This is a genomic window from Photorhabdus sp. HUG-39 (genome assembly GCF_963878365.1).
Classification (GTDB): Bacteria; Pseudomonadota; Gammaproteobacteria; order Enterobacterales; family Enterobacteriaceae; genus Photorhabdus; species Photorhabdus kayaii.
This window is the reverse complement of record NZ_CAWNWY010000045.1, coordinates 1-18,802: the sequence shown is the minus strand read 5'-3', so window position 1 is coordinate 18,802 and position 18,802 is coordinate 1. Positions and strand designations below refer to the sequence as shown.

Here is an 18,802-nt window from a genome sequence, read left to right as displayed (position 1 = left end):
GTTGATTTTATTTTGTTTTGTTGATTGCTTTGGTATCAAAATTATATTTTTAATTTTGCCATTATTATTGGGAATATTTATTGTAATAGATAATTATGAGAAGATAATTGAAGATGTGATCATGGTAATGTGTTTTTGGGTGATGATATAGGCTAATTTAATTAGCCTTAATTTCATGAACTCGCTTTAGAATATATTGAGTTTATTTTAAAGGCTTGTGATAATTAAAAGCCTTATTTATTAGGGGTAATTGTTTGGCGCTAATTGTTTAGAGGTAATTGTTTATACTCTATGGATTTCAAGTTGCATCGCGATGGCAAGGGAACGAATCCCCGGGAGCATAGATAACTATGTGACCGGGGTGAGTGCAGCCAACAAAGAGGCAACTTGAAAGATGACGGGTATATGTTGGGAGGAGTATGTAATTGAATAATATTAAGCTTTATCCCAGTTTGCACCAGGTGTTGGTAAATATCGCTTGGCGTCAGAAAAATAACATCACAAAACGATCTCATTTGAATACATCTCGTTACAATCAATATCTTATTGGGTTAATTATTATATATGTCACATTATTTTATTATTGTGAAATAATATGTGGTGATATTAATTTTACGTAGTAAAGTTTCTTTACGGTATTGAATGCAATAATATCATTATAGGAACAAGGAGAGGGTGTTTTATTTTTTTTAATTAAGATTGATTATTTGTTCGGTTATTAGGGGAATTAGCATAAAAAATGACTAATTGGTCATTGTTAATCGAGCGATGGCACGGTTTTTTAATATTTTGAATTGATGTTGGATACGTCCGTATTTATTTTTTTTGGGGTAAGAAGTAAGAAAGAAATATTGGTGATGGCTGTCGGGTATGACAGTTTTCAAATTTCTAACAAATTCGTTGAGGTAATAGATGAAAGGTAACATTGCTACAGATGGAAATGTTCTTAAAGACGAAGTCCTCTCTCAGATGTCATGTGAAAATATAACTCATAATAAGTATGATACATCGATTCCATCACGAGAATGTGTTGTGGTAGGAGGAACAACCCTGGCGGTGTTTTGCGCCGAGCAAATTCTGGCGGCTGGACATACCATACAAGCAGTGCTACCTACTGATACTGTTCTACAAACGTGGGCTGCCCAGCAAGGGATTGCTTGTGTGAACTCGGTTGATGCATTACAGGAACAAATCACATTACAGCCTGTCGATTGGCTTTTCTCAATCGTCAACCCAATCATCCTGCCGATGTCGCTTATTGAACAAATTCGTGGCGGGGCTTTTAATTATCATAATAGTCCCCTGCCACGCTATGCGGGCAGTCATGCAACCTCTTGGGCGTTGTTAGCGAGGGAAACACATTACGCTATCTCCTGGCACTGTATTGAAGGCGGTGTGGATGTCGGCGATATTGCCGTGCAATGGCCGGTATCGATTGAAGAACAGGATAATGCTTTCTCGTTGAATCTGAAATGTTACCAAGCTGCTCAGAAAGGATTTGTTGAACTACTGAAGAATCTGGGGCGCGACGCACTGGTGACTTACCTTCAGGATCTTTCGCAACGGAGTTTTTATGCTCAGTCACGTCGCCCCGACTGGGGGGGATATTTATGTTGGGAGCAGTCGGGAGAAGTTCTGTCAGCTTTAGTGCGGGCATTAGATTTTGGGGAGAATTATTTAAATCCATTGGGTTGCCCGAAACTGTTACTGAGGCAGGGCCCGGTACAAATTTCCTGGCTTCAGCGGTTGAACACGTGCTCTGAGGGGGGACCCGGTACGTTGATTAGTGTGGAGGAGGATGCCTGGCAGGTGACGACTGGTAGTGAGGATGTGCGGATTGGGGGATTCGCCACCCTTGAAGGTCATTTGTTGTCTGCCAGAGAACTTGCCGATATATCGGAACTTAGGCCAGGCAAACAGCTTCCTTTGCTCTCCTCACAACAAGCGCAGAATGTAAAAAATACCCTTCAAACACTCGCACCCAGTGAACCATTTTGGTATGAGCGTCTTGCCTCGTTGCAACCACTCCAGTTGCCTTTTGAAATGATGGGGAAACAAGCAGAACCCCGATGGGGAATCAGCCCTTGGCAGCCTCCATGGCTAAAAAATGCTGGAGAAGATCCATTACAGACACTGTTGCAGGTATTCGTTATCTATCTTGCGCGCTTGACTCAGCAGACTGAACTCCAAATCGGCTGGTGTGTGGATGGGGCAGAAGATAAACCAAATATATTGACCGGGTTGTCATCGGTGGTGCCGATGGTTGTTGAGGTGGCGTTTGATAAGCCGTGGTCTGTGGCAGCTGACTGGATTGATAACGAGCTTGTCCGATTGGCGCGGCACCGCACATTTAGTCGTGATCTTCTTTCCCGTTCTCCTTCACTGCGGTCTATCCCGGCATTAAGAACAAGCCGACCGTGGCAGATCGCCATTTCTGTGATACAGGATGACAAACCCTGTGATCAGACGGTAGCCGGCGAATTATTGACGTTCCAGATAAATTCGCAGGGCGGTTTTCGTTGGATCTATGATGAAAATCGCCTGAGCCAAGAAGTTATTCTGCGGATGAATGAACATTTGCAGGTGCTGGCGTCATCAAAAAGGATGAGTGATGAAACCCCCGTGGGGCAGCTTAATTTGTTGCCTGAGGCTGAACGTAGGTTGTTGCTGGAGACCTGGAACGCTACTAAAACCACGTATCCTGAGGCGTTATGCATTCATCAGTTGTTTGAACAACAGGTGGAGAAAACCCCAGAGGCAATGGCACTGATAGCGGGAGATAAAACTTTCAGTTATATGGAACTGAATACCCGCGCCAATCGGTTAGCTCGTCAGCTCATTGAACTGGGGGTGTGTCCCGGTGATCATGTTGCGTTTCTGCTAGCGCGTTCGATGGAACTGGTCGTGGCACAATTGGCGATTCTCAAAGCCGGTGCTGTTTACGTGCCGATAGATCCCAGTGTGCCGGATGAACGGAAAAACTGGTTGATAAGTGATTGTTCCGCCAAATTGCTGCTCGCCGATACACAGGCGGATATTCCGACTAACCTGGCTGTGCCGCTGCTTCGTCTCTCGGATGAGACAGACTCGGGCGGCGAAGAAGATCGCATCAATCCTGACTTACCGCGTTCCAGCGCCGAGTTAGCGTATATCATGTACACTTCCGGTTCTACCGGGACACCCAAAGGGGTTTTGGTACCGCATCGTGCGGTAGTCCGGCTGGTTATCAATAATGGCTATGCTGAAATCGGACCAGATGATCGGGTGGCTTTTGCCGCTAATCCGGCGTTTGATGCCAGCACGTTTGAAGTCTGGGCGCCGTTGCTGAATGGTGGCGCATTAGTGGTTGTTGATCACGCCACTTTGCTGACGCCGCAGGCGTTTGTACAAGCTTTACAAATTCAGCAAATAACGATTTTGTGGTTGAGTGTCGGGTTGTTTAACCGGCTGGCAGCAGAACTGTCACCGGTTTTGCCGCAGATAAAGCTTCTGATTGTCGGCGGAGATGCCCTTGATCCCCATGTTATCGGCCAGGTACTGAACACCAGTCCGCCGCAACAGCTATTAAATGGCTATGGGCCAAGTGAAGGTACCACCTTTACGGCAACATACCGAATCAATGCAGTCGCACCGGGAGCGACCAATATCCCGATCGGTCGACCGGTAGCCAACACGCGGGTTTATCTGCTGGATGCCTATGGTCAGCCGGTGCCGTTAGGGGGGGTCGGAGAGATTTATGTGGGTGGAGATGGGGTGGCCTGTGGTTATCTTAATCGGCCTGAATTGACCGCCGAGCATTTCCTTACCGATCCGTTCAGTGATAACCCGGATGCTCGCCTGTACCGTACTGGAGATTTGGCGCGTTATCTGCCCGACGGCAATCTGGAATTCTTGGGCCGAAACGATCAGCAGGTTAAAATCCGCGGCTTCCGCGTTGAACTGGGGGAAATTGAAGCCCGGTTAGCAGAGCACCCGGCGGTGCGTGAAGCGGTGGTGTTGGTACGAGGGGAAGGGCAGGATAAACGGCTGGTGGCCTATGTGGTGGCGGAAGCCCATGACGGGCTGGCGAACAGTCTGCGTGCTCATCTGCAAGCTATTTTGCCTGACTATATGGTGCCGTCAGCCTTTGTGCGGCTGGATGCGTTTCCGTTAACGCCGAACGGTAAATTGGATCGTCGTGCACTACCGGCGCCTGACAGTGAAGCCTTTGCCCGTCAGACTTACGAAGCGCCTCAGGGAGAAACAGAAATTGCGCTGGCGGCGATTTGGCGTGAATTACTGGGAATTGAGCAGATAAGCCGGTATGACAGCTTTTTTGCTCTGGGTGGTCATTCGCTACTCGCGATACGGGTGGTTGAACGCCTGCGTCACTTGGGATTGACACTGACGGCGCGTGATCTGTTTCAATCGCCGGTGCTGTCAGATCTGGCTCAAACGTTGGGACAGCATCAGGCTGTGATCGTACCGCCTAACGTTATTACGCCAGCAACTACGGCCCTGACTCCGGCGATGTTGCCGCTGATTGATTTGACTCAGGCTGACATTGACCGCATCGTCGGGCAGGTGCCGAGCGGGATCGCTAATATTCAGGATATCTATGCTCTGTCGCCGTTGCAGGACGGTATTTTGTTCCACCACTTACTGGCAAACGAAGGCGACCCATATCTGTTGACAGGACTGATGGCCTTTGCTGATCGGGCGCTGTTGGATCGTTATCTGGCGGTGGTTCAACAGGTGGTTGATCGCCACGATATCCTGCGTACCGCTTTTATCTGGCAAGGATTGTCAGTGCCGGCACAGGTGGTCTGGCGTCAGGCGACCTTGTCAGTGACGGAACTGACATTAAACCCGGTTGATGGTCCGGTCAGTGAGCAGTTAATCCGGCAGTTTGATCCGCGTCATCATCGTCTCGACCTGAACGAAGCGCCGTTATTGCGTTTTGTGGTGGCGCAGGAAACCGATGGCCGTTGGATACTGCTGCAATTGCTGCATCACCTGATTGGCGACCATGAAACGATGGAAGTGATGCACCGCGAAGTCCAGACATATCTAATGGGTCAGGAGGAGGGCCTGCCTGTTCCGGTACCTTTCCGCAATCTGGTGGCTCAGGCCCGACTGGGGGTGAGTCAGGAGGAACATACTCGCTTCTTTACCGAGATGCTGGCAGACGTTGATGAACCGACGCTGCCATTTGGGTTGACAGAGGTGCACCGCGACGGCTCACAGGTGACGGAATCCCACCGGATGTTGGCACCTGAGTTGAATACCCGTCTGCGTGGTCAGGCTCGGCGTTTAGGGGTCAGTCTGGCGGCATTGTGTCATTTGGCTTGGGCACAGGTGTTGTCGCGTACCAGTGGTCAGGAACAAGTGGTGTTCGGCACCGTGCTGTTTGGGCGTATGCAGGCAGCAGATGGCGCCGACAACGGCATGGGGTTATTTATTAATACCTTGCCATTGCGGTTGGATATCGATGAAACCCCGGTACGGGCAAGTGTACAGGCTGCCCATGCCCGATTGGCCGGATTATTAGCGCATGAGCATGCGTCATTGGCGCTGGCTCAGCGGTGCAGCGGGGTTGCCAGCGGTACGCCACTCTTTAGTGCCCTGCTGAACTATCGGCATAATGCTTTATCGGCAGCATCAGATGAACTGATTGGCGGTATTGAATTCCTTGGCATACAGGAGCGAACTAACTACCCGTTAGTGCTGTCGGTGGAGGATTTTGGCGATGCACTGGGACTGACCGCGCAGGTCGTGCAACCGTTTGAATCGGAACGGGTATGCGGCTATATGCAACAGACGCTGGAAAGTCTGGTGGAGGCCCTTGAGCAAGCCCCGGATATGGCTGTTCGGGCATTGGAAATCCTGCCGGAAGCGGAACATACGTTGTTGTTAAAAACTTGGAACGCCACAGAAACCGCCTATCCTGAAGCGTTATGTATTCATCAGTTGTTTGAACAGCAGGTGGAGAAAACGCCTGATGCGATAGCATTAGTGTATGAAGAACAGACCCTCAGTTATGACGAATTAAATGCCCGCGCTAACCGGTTGGCTCGTCAGCTCATCGAACAAGGGGTATGTCCCGGTGATCATGTCGCGCTTTTGCTCGCTCGATCAGTAGAACTGGTGATGGCCCAGTTGGCAATTCTTAAAGCCGGCGCTGTTTACGTGCCGATAGATCCCAATGTGCCGGATGAGCGGAAAAACTGGCTAATAAGTGATTGTGCAGCCAAGTTACTGCTCACCGATACGCGGGTGGATATTCCGGCGGATATGGCTGTGCCGCTGTTTCGTCTCTCAGATGAGACAGATACGGACAACGAGGAAGATCGCCTTAACCTTGACTTACCGCGTTCCAGCACTGAGTTAGCGTATATCATGTACACCTCTGGCTCTACCGGGATACCTAAAGGCGTATTGGTGCCGCATCGTGCGGTGGTCCGGCTGGTGATCAACAATGGCTATGCTGAAATCGAACCCGATGACCGAGTGGCCTTTGCCGCTAACCCGGCTTTCGATGCCAGCACGTTTGAAGTCTGGGCGCCGTTGCTTAATGGTGGCGCGTTAGTGGTTGTTGATCACGCCACTTTGCTGACGCCGCCAGAATTTGTACAGGTTTTACAAGTTCAGCGAATTACTGTTCTGTGGTTGAGCGTCGGATTGTTCAACCAGCTAGCAGAGGAATTGTCTCCTGTTTTGCCGCAGATAAGGCTCCTGATTGTCGGCGGAGATGCCCTTGATCCGCATGTCATCGGTCAGGTATTGCGCACCAGTCCGCCACAGCAGCTATTAAATGGTTATGGGCCGAGTGAAGGCACCACCTTTACGACCACATACCGTATCAATGCAGTCGCACCGGGAGCGACCAACATCCCGATTGGCCGACCGGTAGCCAACACGCGGGTTTATCTATTGGATACTTATGGTCAGCCGGTGCCGCTGGGGGTGGTCGGAGAGATTTATGTAGGTGGAGATGGGGTGGCTTGTGGTTATCTTAATCGGCCTGAATTGACCGCCGAGTGTTTCCTTGTCGATCCGTTCAGTGATAACCCGGATGCCCGTATGTACCGCACCGGAGATTTGGCGCGTTATCTGCCGGACGGCAATCTGGAGTTCTTGGGCCGTAATGATCAGCAGGTTAAAATCCGCGGTTTCCGCATTGAACCAAAGGAAATTGAGGCCCGGTTAGCCGATCACCCAACGGTGCGTGAAGTGGCGGTGTTGGTACAGGGAAGGTCAGAATAAACGGCTGGTGGCCTATGTGGTGGAATCAGAGGATAACGGGCTGGTGGACAGCCTGCATACTCACCTGAGTACTATTTTACCTGACTATATGGTGCCAACGGCCTTTGTGCGGATGGATGCTTTTCCGTTGACGCCAAACGGTAAGTTGGATCATCGGGCGTTACCGGCGCCGGACAATGAAATTGTTGCCCGTCAGGTTTACGCTGAGCCCCAGGGAGAAACAGAAATAGCGCTGGCGGCGATTTGGCGTGAATTATTGGGCATTGAGCAAATAAGTCGGTATGACAGCTTTTTTGCCTTGGGTGGTCATTCGTTGCTCGCTGTACGCATGATTGGACGCTTGCGTCACTTGGGATTGACACTGACGGCGCGTGATCTGTTCCAGTCGCCGGTGCTGTCAGATCTGGCGCAAACATTAGGACAGCATCAGGCTGTGAAAGTGCCGCCTAACGTCATTATGCCAGCAACCACAGAGTTGACGCCGGCAATGTTGCCGCTGATTGATTTGACTCAGGCTGATATTGACCGCATCGTATTGATTTGAGGGAAGCACCGCTATTACGTTTTGTGGCGGCACAAGAAACTGATGGCCGTTGGGTTCTGTTGCAACTGCTGCATCACCTGATTGGCGACCATGAAACGATGGAAGTGATGCACCGTGAAGTGCAGGCGTATCTGGCAGGTCAGGAGGAGAGCCTGCCTACACCGGCGCCTTTCCGTAATCTGGTGGCGCAGGCCCGGTTGGGGATGAGTCAGGAGGAACATACCCGTTTCTTTACTGACATGTTAGCCGGGGTGGATGAACCCACGTTACCGTTCGGGTTGACGGAAGTGCATCGTGATGGCTCGCAGGTGGCTGAATCTCACCGGATGCTGGCGCCTGAGCTAAATAACCGTTTGCGCGGTCAGGCCCGACGCTTGAGTGTTAGTCTGGCGACCTTGTGTCATCTGGCTTGGGCACAGGTGTTGTCGCGTACCAGTGGGCAAGATCAAGTGGTGTTCGGCACGGTGCTGTTTGGGCGTATGGCGGCGGGAGACGGGGCTGACAATGGCATGGGGCTGTTTATCAATACCTTGCCGTTACGGTTGGATATGGATGAGACCCCGGTACGGGAGAGTGTGCAGGTTGCCCATACCCGATTGGCCGGATTATTGGCGCATGAACACGCATCACTGGCGCTGGCCCAGCGTTGCAGCGGCGTGCAGGGTGAGATCCCCCTCTTTAACAGCTTGCTGAACTATCGGCACAATACTTTGCCGGTAACGTCAGATGATTTGATGAACGGTATTGAGTTTCTTGGCGCACAGGAGCGGACCAACTATCCGTTAATGCTATCGGTAGAAGATTTTGGTGATGCTCTGGGGCTGACGGCTCAAGTAGTGCAGCCGTTTGAGCCGGAAAGCTTGTGCGGTTATATGCAGCAAGCGCTAGAGAGTTTGGTGACAGCGCTGGAACAGGCCCCGCAAATGCCGGTACGACAGTTGGAAATTCTGCCGGAAGCGGAGCGTACCTTGTTGTTAACAACTTGGAATGCCACGGAAGCCGCTTATCCTGACCAGTTGTGCATTCATCAATTATTTGAACAACAGGTGGAGCAAACCCCTGACGCGACAGCGTTAGTGTATGAAGAGCAGACCTTCAGTTATGGCGAATTAAACGCCCACGCTAACCGGCTGGCTCATCAGTTGATTGCACTCGGTGTTGTCCCTGACCAGCGAGTGGCGATTTGCGTGTCACGTTCACCGGCGATGGTGGTGGGATTGCTGGCGGTCATGAAAGCGGGCGGGGCGTATGTGCCGCTAGACCCGGCTTATCCCGGCGCGCGTCTGGCGCATATTTTGCATGATGCTGCCCCAGCTGTGGTGCTGGCGGATAAGGCTGGCTGGGTTGCACTGGGCGAGGAAGCGCTGACCGGACTCGTGGTGCTGGACCCGAATACCTTGCCTGAACAGCCGGACAGTAACCCACAGGTATCTGCGCTGACTTCGCGGCATCTGGCCTATGTGATTTATACCTCCGGTTCCACGGGAGTACCCAAAGGGGTGATGATTGAGCACCGTAATACGGTTAACTTCCTGCACTGGGCACAGCAGGCTTTTGAAACGGAAGCGATCCGCGAGGTGCTTTTCTCAACGTCGATGAATTTCGACCTGTCCATTTTCGAATGTTTTATGCCGTTGTCCCGTGGCGCGGCGATTTATCTGGTGGAAGATGCGCTGTCATTGATGCAGCATGCCCTGCCGGTGACCTTGATCAACTCCGTGCCGTCTGCGATGAAACCGTTATTGCAAGCTCAGGCGCTGATGGCGTCGGTCCATACTGTCAATCTGGCGGGAGAGCCGCTTAAAGGCGCTTTAATTAAACAGATTTTCCAGGAAACACAAATAGAGCGGCTATGCAATCTCTATGGGCCTTCTGAAACGACAACCTATTCTGCCTGGTTGCCGATACAGCGAGGTGACCGGATTATTGAAAGTATCGGGCGTCCGATAGCCAACACCAGCCTTTACTTACTGGACGAGTATGGTCAACCGGTGCCGTTGGGCGTGGTGGGGGAAATTTATATTGGGGGAGCGGGCGTGACGCGTGGCTACCTCAATCGCCCTGACTTGACGGCGGAACGTTTCCTTATCGATCCGTTTAGTGATAAACCGGATGCCCGCATGTACCGCACCGGGGATTTAGCCCGTTACCTGCCGGACGGCAATCTGGAATTTCTGGGCCGTAACGACCAGCAGGTTAAAATTCGCGGTTTCCGCATTGAACCGGGGGAAATTGAGGCCCGGTTGTTGGAACATCCGGCGGTGAGTGAATCTGTGGTATTGGCACAAGGTGACGGGCAGGAAAAACGGCTGGTGGCCTATGTGGTGGCGGAAGCTCATGAAGGGTTGATTAATAGCTTACGTGAACATCTGGGCGCTCAGTTGCCTGATTACATGGTGCCGACGGCCTTTGTACGGCTGGATGCATTGCCATTAACGCCGAACGGTAAACTGGATCGTCAAGCGCTGCCGGCGCCAGACAATGAAGCCGTGGCCCGTCAGGTTTATGAAGCGCCTCAGGGAGAAATGGAAATGGCTCTGGCGGCGATTTGGCGTGAAGTTCTGGGTGTTGAACAGATCAGCCGGCATGACAATTTCTTTGCCTTGGGCGGCCATTCGTTGCTGGCGGTGCGGGTAATGAACCGGGTAGCCGCTTTAGGCGTCGAACTGCCGCTGACTACCCTGTTTAAGTCCCCTTCATTGAGGGTATTTGCTGAGGCTATGCAGACTCGGTCTGGTCAACCGGATAATATTTTGCCGATATCCCGCGAGGAGACGTTACCGCTGTCATTTGCGCAACAGCGCTTGTGGTTCCTGGCGCAGCTTGATGGGGTCAGTGAAACTTATCATATCCCGATGGCCCTGCGCTTGTCTGGTCAATTGGATATCGCGGCCTGGCAAAAGGCGCTGGATACCTTGTTTGCCCGTCATGAAGCATTGCGTTCTGTCTTTATCTCTATTGATGGTCAGCCACAAGTGCGGCTGTTGGAACCGGATAGTGGCTTACTGTTATCTCAATATGACCTGCGCGGCGTTTCGGATGCTGATGAAGTCCTTGAGCGCCTGAGCACGGAGGAGGCCCACGCGTCATTTGACTTCGAAAGTGGCCCGCTTATTCGCGCTGCTCTCATCCGGATCACCGATGACGAATATCAATTTTTACTGACGCAGCATCATATTATTTCCGATGGCTGGTCTGCCGATATATTGATGCAGGAACTGAGCACGCTCTATACCGCGTTTATAGCCGGGCAACCGGCTTCGTTACCGTCATTGGCGATTCAATACCCGGATTATGCCGCCTGGCAGCGTCAGTGGCTGTCGGCTGAAAGGGTTCATATTCAATCCGACTATTGGCGTGCAATGCTGGCTGACGCGCCGGTTCTGCTGGATTTGCCCACTGATCGGCCTCGCCCGCCGGAACAGTCGTTTGCCGGCGATGCCGTGCCGGTTAACCTGGATGTGGAATTAACGGCAGCCCTTAAGCGCCTGAGTGAGCAGCAGGGCGTCACCTTATTCATGACGCTGTTGTCAGCCTGGTCCGTGGTTCTGTCACGTTTGTCAGGTCAGGACGATGTGGTGATTGGCACGCCAAGCGCGGGCCGTGGTCGTCGGGAAGTGGAGCCGTTGATTGGCTTCTTTGTCAATACGCTGGCGTTGCGCATGGATTTATCGGGTGAGCTGACGGTGAGTGAATTGCTGGCGCGAGTCCGACAAACCGCATTGACGGCGCAGGAGCATCAGGATTTACCGTTTGAACAGGTGGTGGAAATCGTGCAACCACCACGCCGGTTGGCGCATACCCCGTTGTTCCAGGTGATGTTTGCCTGGCAGAACAATGAGAACTCAGAATGGGGATTACCGGGGCTGGCCGTCTCACCGGTCGATCAAGCCGTTGATATTGTCAAGTTTGATCTTGAACTGGGCTTGTCGGAGGAGGAGGGCAGGATTGTTGGGGAGCTGAGTTATGCTACCGCCCTGTTTGATCCGGCAACAATGGAACGGCAAGTGGGATATCTGTATGCGGTGCTGCAAGCGATGGCGGTTAACCCTCAACAGCCGATCGGGGAAATTGATATCCTAGCCCCAGCGGAGCGCAAGCTATTGCTGGAAACTTGGAACGCGGCGGAAACCGCCTATCCTGAGGCGTTATGCATTCACCAACTGTTTGAACAACAGGTGGAGAAAACTCCAAAGGCCACGGCGCTGGTGTATCAGGAGCAAACCCTCAGTTATGCCGAATTAAATGCCCGCGCTAACCGGTTGGCCCATCAGCTTATCGCATTGGGTGTCGTACCTGACCAGCCGGTGGCGATTTGTGTGTCGCGTTCACCGGTCATGGTGGTAGCGCTGTTGGCGGTATTGAAAGCCGGTGGCGCCTATGTGCCGCTGGACCCAACCTATCCGTTAGAACGTTTGGCGTATATCCTGAATGATACAACGCCGTCAGTGGTGTTGGCTGATGCGACTGGACGGGCGACATTAGGTGATGAAGCGTTGAGCGGGCTGACGGTATTTGATCCGAATACCTTGCCAGACCAGTCGGACTACAATCCGCAGGTAGCTGCGTTGACGCCACAACACCTGATTTACATCATCTATACCTCCGGCTCAACCGGGCAGCCGAAAGGGGTGATGGTGGAACATCAGGCGGTGTATCAGCGTCATTTGGGCTTTAATGAGACCTATACGGTGACGGCGCAAGATCGGATGTTGCAATTTGCTTCTTTTGCATTTGACGTTTCAGTGGAGGAATGTTTCTCGACATTATGCAATGGCGCCACGTTGGTCATGCGTGATGACAGTTGGCTGGCGTCTATGTCGGCGTTTATTGGCTTAGCCTGGCAGCACCGTATCACAGTGATGTCTCTGCCGGCATTATTCTGGTCCGAACTGATTGCCAGAGACAACAAGGCATTACCGCTACCGGATTGTCTCCGACTCATTATCATTGGTGGAGAGGCGGTTAAGAAGAGCGCCATTCAGGATTGGTTTGTACGGGAAGTCCACCGGCCCCGACTGTTGAACGCCTATGGGCCGACGGAAAATACCGTAACGGCGACTTGTAAGGAGGTTTTATCCCCAGCCGATGATTGCTCTATCGGCCGACCGCTTAAAAATACCTGCGTTTACCTGTTGGATAAATACGGTCAGTTAGTCCCGTTAGGCGGCGTTGGCGAAATGTATATTGGCGGCGTGGGTGTGGCGCGAGGCTACCTTAACCTGCCGGAATTGAGCGCGGAACGTTTTATACCCGATCCTTTTAGTTCAGAACCCGGCGCACGGATGTATGTTACTGGGGATTTGGCCCGCTATTTGCCGGATGGCGACTTGGAGTTTCTGGGTCGTAACGATCAGCAGGTCAAAATTCGCGGCTTCCGGGTTGAGCTAGGGGAAATTGAAACCCGGTTGGAAGAACACCCGGCGGTGCAAGAGGCGGCAGTGCTGGTATGGGAAGATGAGCAGGGCAAACGGCTGGTAGCCTATGTGGCGGCAGAAGCGAATGAAGGGTTGGCAACCCGTTTGCGTGAATATTTGAGTGCGGTTTTACCTGACTATATGGTCCCGGCAGCCTTTGTGCGGCTGGAGACTTTACCGCAGACCCCAAATGGCAAGTTGGATCGTCGGGCGTTGCCGGCACCGGGGGAAGAGGCGTTTGCCCGTCAGATCTATGAAGCCCCGCAAGGGAAGATAGAAACGATGCTGGCGGCTGTCTGGTGTGAGTTGCTGGGCGTTGAACAGATTAGCCGGCATGATAATTTCTTTGCCTTGGGCGGTCACTCGTTACTGGCGATGCGAGTGGTGAATCGGGTAACTGCTTTAGGTATTGAACTGCCGCTGACTACCCTGTTTAAATCTCCATCATTAAGGGATTTTGCGGAGGTCATGCAGGCCCGGATGGGGCAGTCGGACACGCTCCTGCCGTCCATTCTGCCGATATCCCGTGAAGGGGAATTACCGTTGTCATTTGCGCAACAGCGCTTGTGGTTCCTGGCGCAGCTTGAGGGGGTCAGTGAAACTTATCATATCCCGATGGCCCTGCGTTTATCTGGACAACTGGATATCGTGGCTTGGCAAAAAGCGCTGAATACCTTATTTGCCCGTCATGAAGCGTTACGCTCTGTCTTTATCTCTATTGATGGTCAGCCGCAAGTGCGGTTGTTGGAACCGGATAACGGCTTACTGTTATCTCAATATGACCTGCGTAGGATTCCAGATGCTGATAGAGTCCTTGAGCGTTTGAGCGTGGAAGAGGCTCATGCATCATTTGATCTTGAAAGTGGCCCGCTTATCCGCGCGGCTCTCATCCGGATCACCGATGACGAATATCAGTTTTTGCTGACTTTGCACCACATTATTTCCGATGACTGGTCTGCCAATGTGCTGATACAGGAACTGAACACGCTCTATATGGCGTTTATGGACGGACAACCCGATCCCTTGCCGCCGTTGGCGATTCAATACCCGGATTATGCTGCCTGGCAGCGTCAGTGGCTGTCGGTTGAGCGTATTCAGGCTCAATCTGACTATTGGCGTGCCATGTTGGCTGACGCGCCGGTTCTGTTGGATTTGCCTACGGATCGGCCTCGCCCGCTGGAGCAGTCATTTGCCGGACATGCCGTACCGGTTGATCTGGATGTGGAATTAACAACGGCCCTGAAACATCTGAGTGAGCAGCAGGGCGTCACCTTATTCATGACGCTGTTATCAGCTTGGGCGGTGGTTCTGTCGCGTCTGTCGGGTCAGGAAGATATGGTGATCGGCACACCAAGTGCGGGTCGCAATCGTCAGGAAATAGAACCGTTGATTGGCTTCTTTGTCAATACGCTGGCGTTGCGCATGGATGTATCGGATGAGCTGACCGTAACCGAGTTGCTGGCGCGAATCCGGCAAACCGCATTGGCGGCACAAGAGCATCAGGATTTACCGTTTGAACAGGTGGTGGAAATCGTGCAACCGCCGCGCCGACTGGCGCATACCCCATTGTTCCAAGTGATGTTTGTCTGGCAGAACAATGAGAACACGGAATGGGGATTACCGGGGCTGGCGGTATCACCGGTCGATCAAGCCGTTGACGTTGTCAAGTTTGATCTTGAACTGGGCTTGTCAGAAGAGGAGGGCAGGATCGTGGGGGCGTTGAGTTATGCCACGGCCCTGTTTGATTCAGAGACAATGGAGCGGCAGGTGGGATATCTGCATGCGGTACTGCAAGCGATGGTGGCTAACCCTCAACAGTCGGTCAGGGAAATTGATCTCCTTTCTCCGGCGGAGCGCACGTTATTACTGGAAACCTGGAACGCCACGGCAACCGTCTATCCTGAGAGGTTATGTATTCATCAGTTGTTTGAACAACAGGTGGAGAAAACCCCTGACGCGACAGCATTAGTGTATTACGAACAGACCCTCAGTTATGCCGAATTAAATGCCCGCGCTAACCGGTTGGCTCGTCAGCTCATTGAACAAGGGGTGTATTCCGGTGATTATGTTGCGCTCTTGCTAGCACGCTCAATGGAACTGGTGGTAGCCCAATTAGCGATTCTCAAAGCTGGTGCCGTTTACGTGCCGATAGATCCTAGTGTGCCGGATGAGCGGAAAAACTGGCTGATCAGTGATTGTTCAGCCAAGTTGTTGCTTACCGATACGCGGGCGGATATTCCGGCTAACTTAACTGTGCCGCTGCTTCGTCTCTTGGATGAGACAGATACGGTTCACGAGCAAGATCGTCGCAACCTTGACTTACCGCGTTCCAGCACCGAGTTAGCGTATATCATGTACACTTCCGGTTCTACCGGCACACCTAAAGGGGTTTTGGTGCCGCATCGTGCGGTGGTTCGGTTGGTTATTAATAATGGCTATGCAGAAATTGGGCCGGAGGATCGGGTAGCCTTTGCCGCTAATCCGGCGTTCGATGCCAGTACGTTTGAAGTCTGGGCGCCATTGCTCAATGGTGGCGCGTTAGTGGTTATCGATCACGCCACTTTGTTGACGCCGCAGGCGTTTGTACAGACTCTACGGGGTCAGCGAATGACCGTTCTGTGGTTGAGTGTCGGATTGTTTAACCAGCTAGCAACGGAGTTGCTTCCGATTCTTCCACAGATAAAGCTCCTGATTGTCGGCGGAGATGCCCTTGATCCCCATGTTATTGGTCGGGTACTGAACACCAATCCGCCACAACGGCTATTAAATGGCTATGGGCCAAGTGAAGGCACCACTTTTACGACCACATACCGTATCACTGCATTAACATCGGGAGCCGCCCGCATTCCTATCGGTCGGCCGGTAGCCAACACGCGGGTTTATCTGTTGGATAAGTATGGTCAGCCGGTGCCGTTGGGGGTGACCGGAGAGATTTATGTGGGAGGTGATGGGGTAGCCTGTGGTTATCTTAATCGGCCTGAATTAACCGCCGAACGTTTCCTTGTTGATCCGTTCAGTGATCAACCGGATGCCCGCATGTACCGCACCGGGGATTTGGCGCGTTATCTGCCGGATGGCAATCTGGAATTCCTGGGCCGTAATGACCAGCAGGTTAAGATCCGTGGTTTCCGTATTGAACCGGAGGAAATTGAGATCCGGTTGGCCGAGTACCCAACGGTGCGTGAAGCGGCGGTGTTGGCACGCGGCGAAGGGCAGGAGAAACGGCTGGTGGCCTATGTGGCGGCACCTGCGGATAAGGGGCTGGTGAACAACTTACGTGCTCATCTGAATGCTATTTTGCCTGACTATATGGTGCCGTCAGCTTTTGTACGGCTGGACGCTTTTCCATTGACGGCTAACGGTAAGTTGGATCATCAAGCGTTGCCGGCACCGGACAATGACGCCTTTGTCCACCAAGTTTACGCCGCGCCTCAGGGAGAAACAGAAATCGCGCTGGCAGCGATTTGGCGTGAATTACTGGGCATTGAGAAAATAAGTCGCCATGACAGCTTTTTTGCCCTAGGGGGGCATTCGTTGCTCGCGATACGGATGGTTGAGCGCATGCGTCACTTGGGATTGTCACTGACGGCGCGTGATCTGTTCCAGTCGCCGATGTTGTCAGACTTGGCGCAAACGTTAGGGCAGCATCAAGCTGTGATCGTGCCGCCTAACGTCATTACGCCGACAACGACAGCGTTGACGCCGGCAATGTTGCCGCTGATTGATTTGACTCAAGCCGACATTGACCGCATCGTCAGGCAAGTGCCGGGCGGGGTGAACAATATTCAGGATATCTATGCCCTATCGCCGTTGCAGGACGGTATTTTGTTCCACCACTTACTGGCAAACGAAGGCGATCCCTATTTGTTAGCCGGCCAGATGGTCTTCGCTGATCGGACTCTGCTAGACCGTTATCTGGTGGCGGTGCAACGGGTGGTTGATCGCCACGATATTCTGCGTACCGCCTTTATCTGGCAAGAGTTGTCTGTGCCGGCTCAGGTGGTCTGGCGTCAGGCGCCTTTATCGGTGACTGAATTGGATTTAGACCCGGCGGATGAGCCGATTGGTGAACAACTGGCTCAACGTTTTAATCCTCGTCGTTACAGTCTTGATCTGAGCGAAGCACCGTTGATGCGGTTTGTGGTGGCGCGGGAGACTGATGGTCGTTGGACTGTACTGCAATTGTTGCATCATCTGATTGGCGACCATACCACGTTGGACGTGATGAATGGCGAGGTTCAGGCGTATCTTGCCGAACGGGAAGACAGCCTGACTTCCCCGGTCTCTTTCCGTAATTTAGTGGCTGAAGCCCGGTTGGGGATGAGTGAGGAGGAACATACCCGTTTCTTTACCGAGATGTTGGCGGAGGTGGACGAACCCACGCTGCCATTCGGATTGACGGAGGTGCATCGTGATGGTTCACAGGTAACGGAATCTCACTGGATGCTGGCGCCAGAATTGAATGACCGTCTGCGTGGTCAGGCCCGGCGTTTGGGGGTCAGTCTGGCGGCGTTGTGTCATTTGGCTTGGGCGCAGGTGTTGTCGCACACCAGCGATCAAGAGCAAGTGGTGTTCGGCACCGTGCTGTTTGGGCGCATGGCGGCGGGAGAAGGGGCTGACAACGGAATGGGGCTGTTTATCAATACCTTGCCTCTGCGGCTGGACATCGATGATACCCCGGTACGGGGGAGTGTACTGGCCGCCCATACCCGGCTGGCCGGATTACTGGAACACGAACATGCTTCACTGGCGTTGGCTCAGCGTTGCAGTGGCGTGCAAGGTGAGATCCCTCTCTTTAGTAGCTTGCTGAATTATCGGCATAATGCATTTTCAGCAACGTTGGATGAACTTGTAAACGGTATTGAATTTCTTGATGCGCAGGAGCGAACCAATTATCCGTTAGTGCTGTCGGTGGAGGATTTTGGTGAATCCTTGGGATTGACCGTTCAAGTTGCCCAGCCGTTTGAGCCGGAACGGGTATGCGGCTATATGCAACAGGCACTGGAGAGTTTGGCAGTCGCGTTGGAACAGGCCCCGGAAACGCCGGTACGGACATTGAGCATTCTGCCGGAAACGGAGCGCACACTGTTGCTGAAAACTTGGAATGCGACGGAAACCGCCTATTCTGAGACATTGTGTATTCATCGATTGTTTGAACAGCAAGTGGAGCAAACCCCTGACGCGATAGCGTTAGTGCATGAAGATCAGGCTCTCAGTTATGCTGAATTAAATACCCGCGCTAACCGGTTAGCCCATCAGCTTATCGCATTGGGTGTCGTGCCCGATCAGCGAGTGGCGATTTGTGTGTCACGTTCACCGGCAATGGTCGTGGGAGTATTGGCAATACTGAAAGCCGGCGGGGCCTATGTGCCGTTGGACCCGGTCTATACCCTGTCTCTTGATCAGATCTCCAAATCAACTGATTTAGCCAGCAAATAGCCGTCTATCAGGGTTTGCAGCCGAAACCAACCTTCCCAAAGTCGTTCCCATCCGACTCGACCCGTGCGTTTGGAATCGTACCAGCCGGCCAGTTTTCCCAGATTGATGAAGGCCCAATGCAAGCTCGGGGCTTTTTTCGGCACACGGCATTTTTCTT

Annotated in this window: 1 protein-coding gene and 2 pseudogenes; 2 read left to right on the top strand and 1 reads right to left on the bottom strand. The window is 52.5% G+C overall.

The features are described 5' to 3' along the window. Positions 1–250 precede the first annotated feature (250 nt). Positions 251–391, top strand: a complete 141-nt coding sequence (locus AAC155_RS21330) for a hypothetical protein (protein ID WP_158536615.1) — start codon at positions 251–253, stop codon at positions 389–391. A gap of 521 nt (positions 392–912) precedes the next feature. Further along, positions 913–18,594: pseudogene (locus AAC155_RS21325) on the top strand (amino acid adenylation domain-containing protein); the annotation flags it as partial. A gap of 14 nt (positions 18,595–18,608) precedes the next feature. Here AAC155_RS21325 and AAC155_RS21320 read toward each other — a convergent pair. Then, positions 18,609–18,802 (bottom strand): annotated as a pseudogene (locus AAC155_RS21320) (IS4 family transposase); the annotation flags it as partial.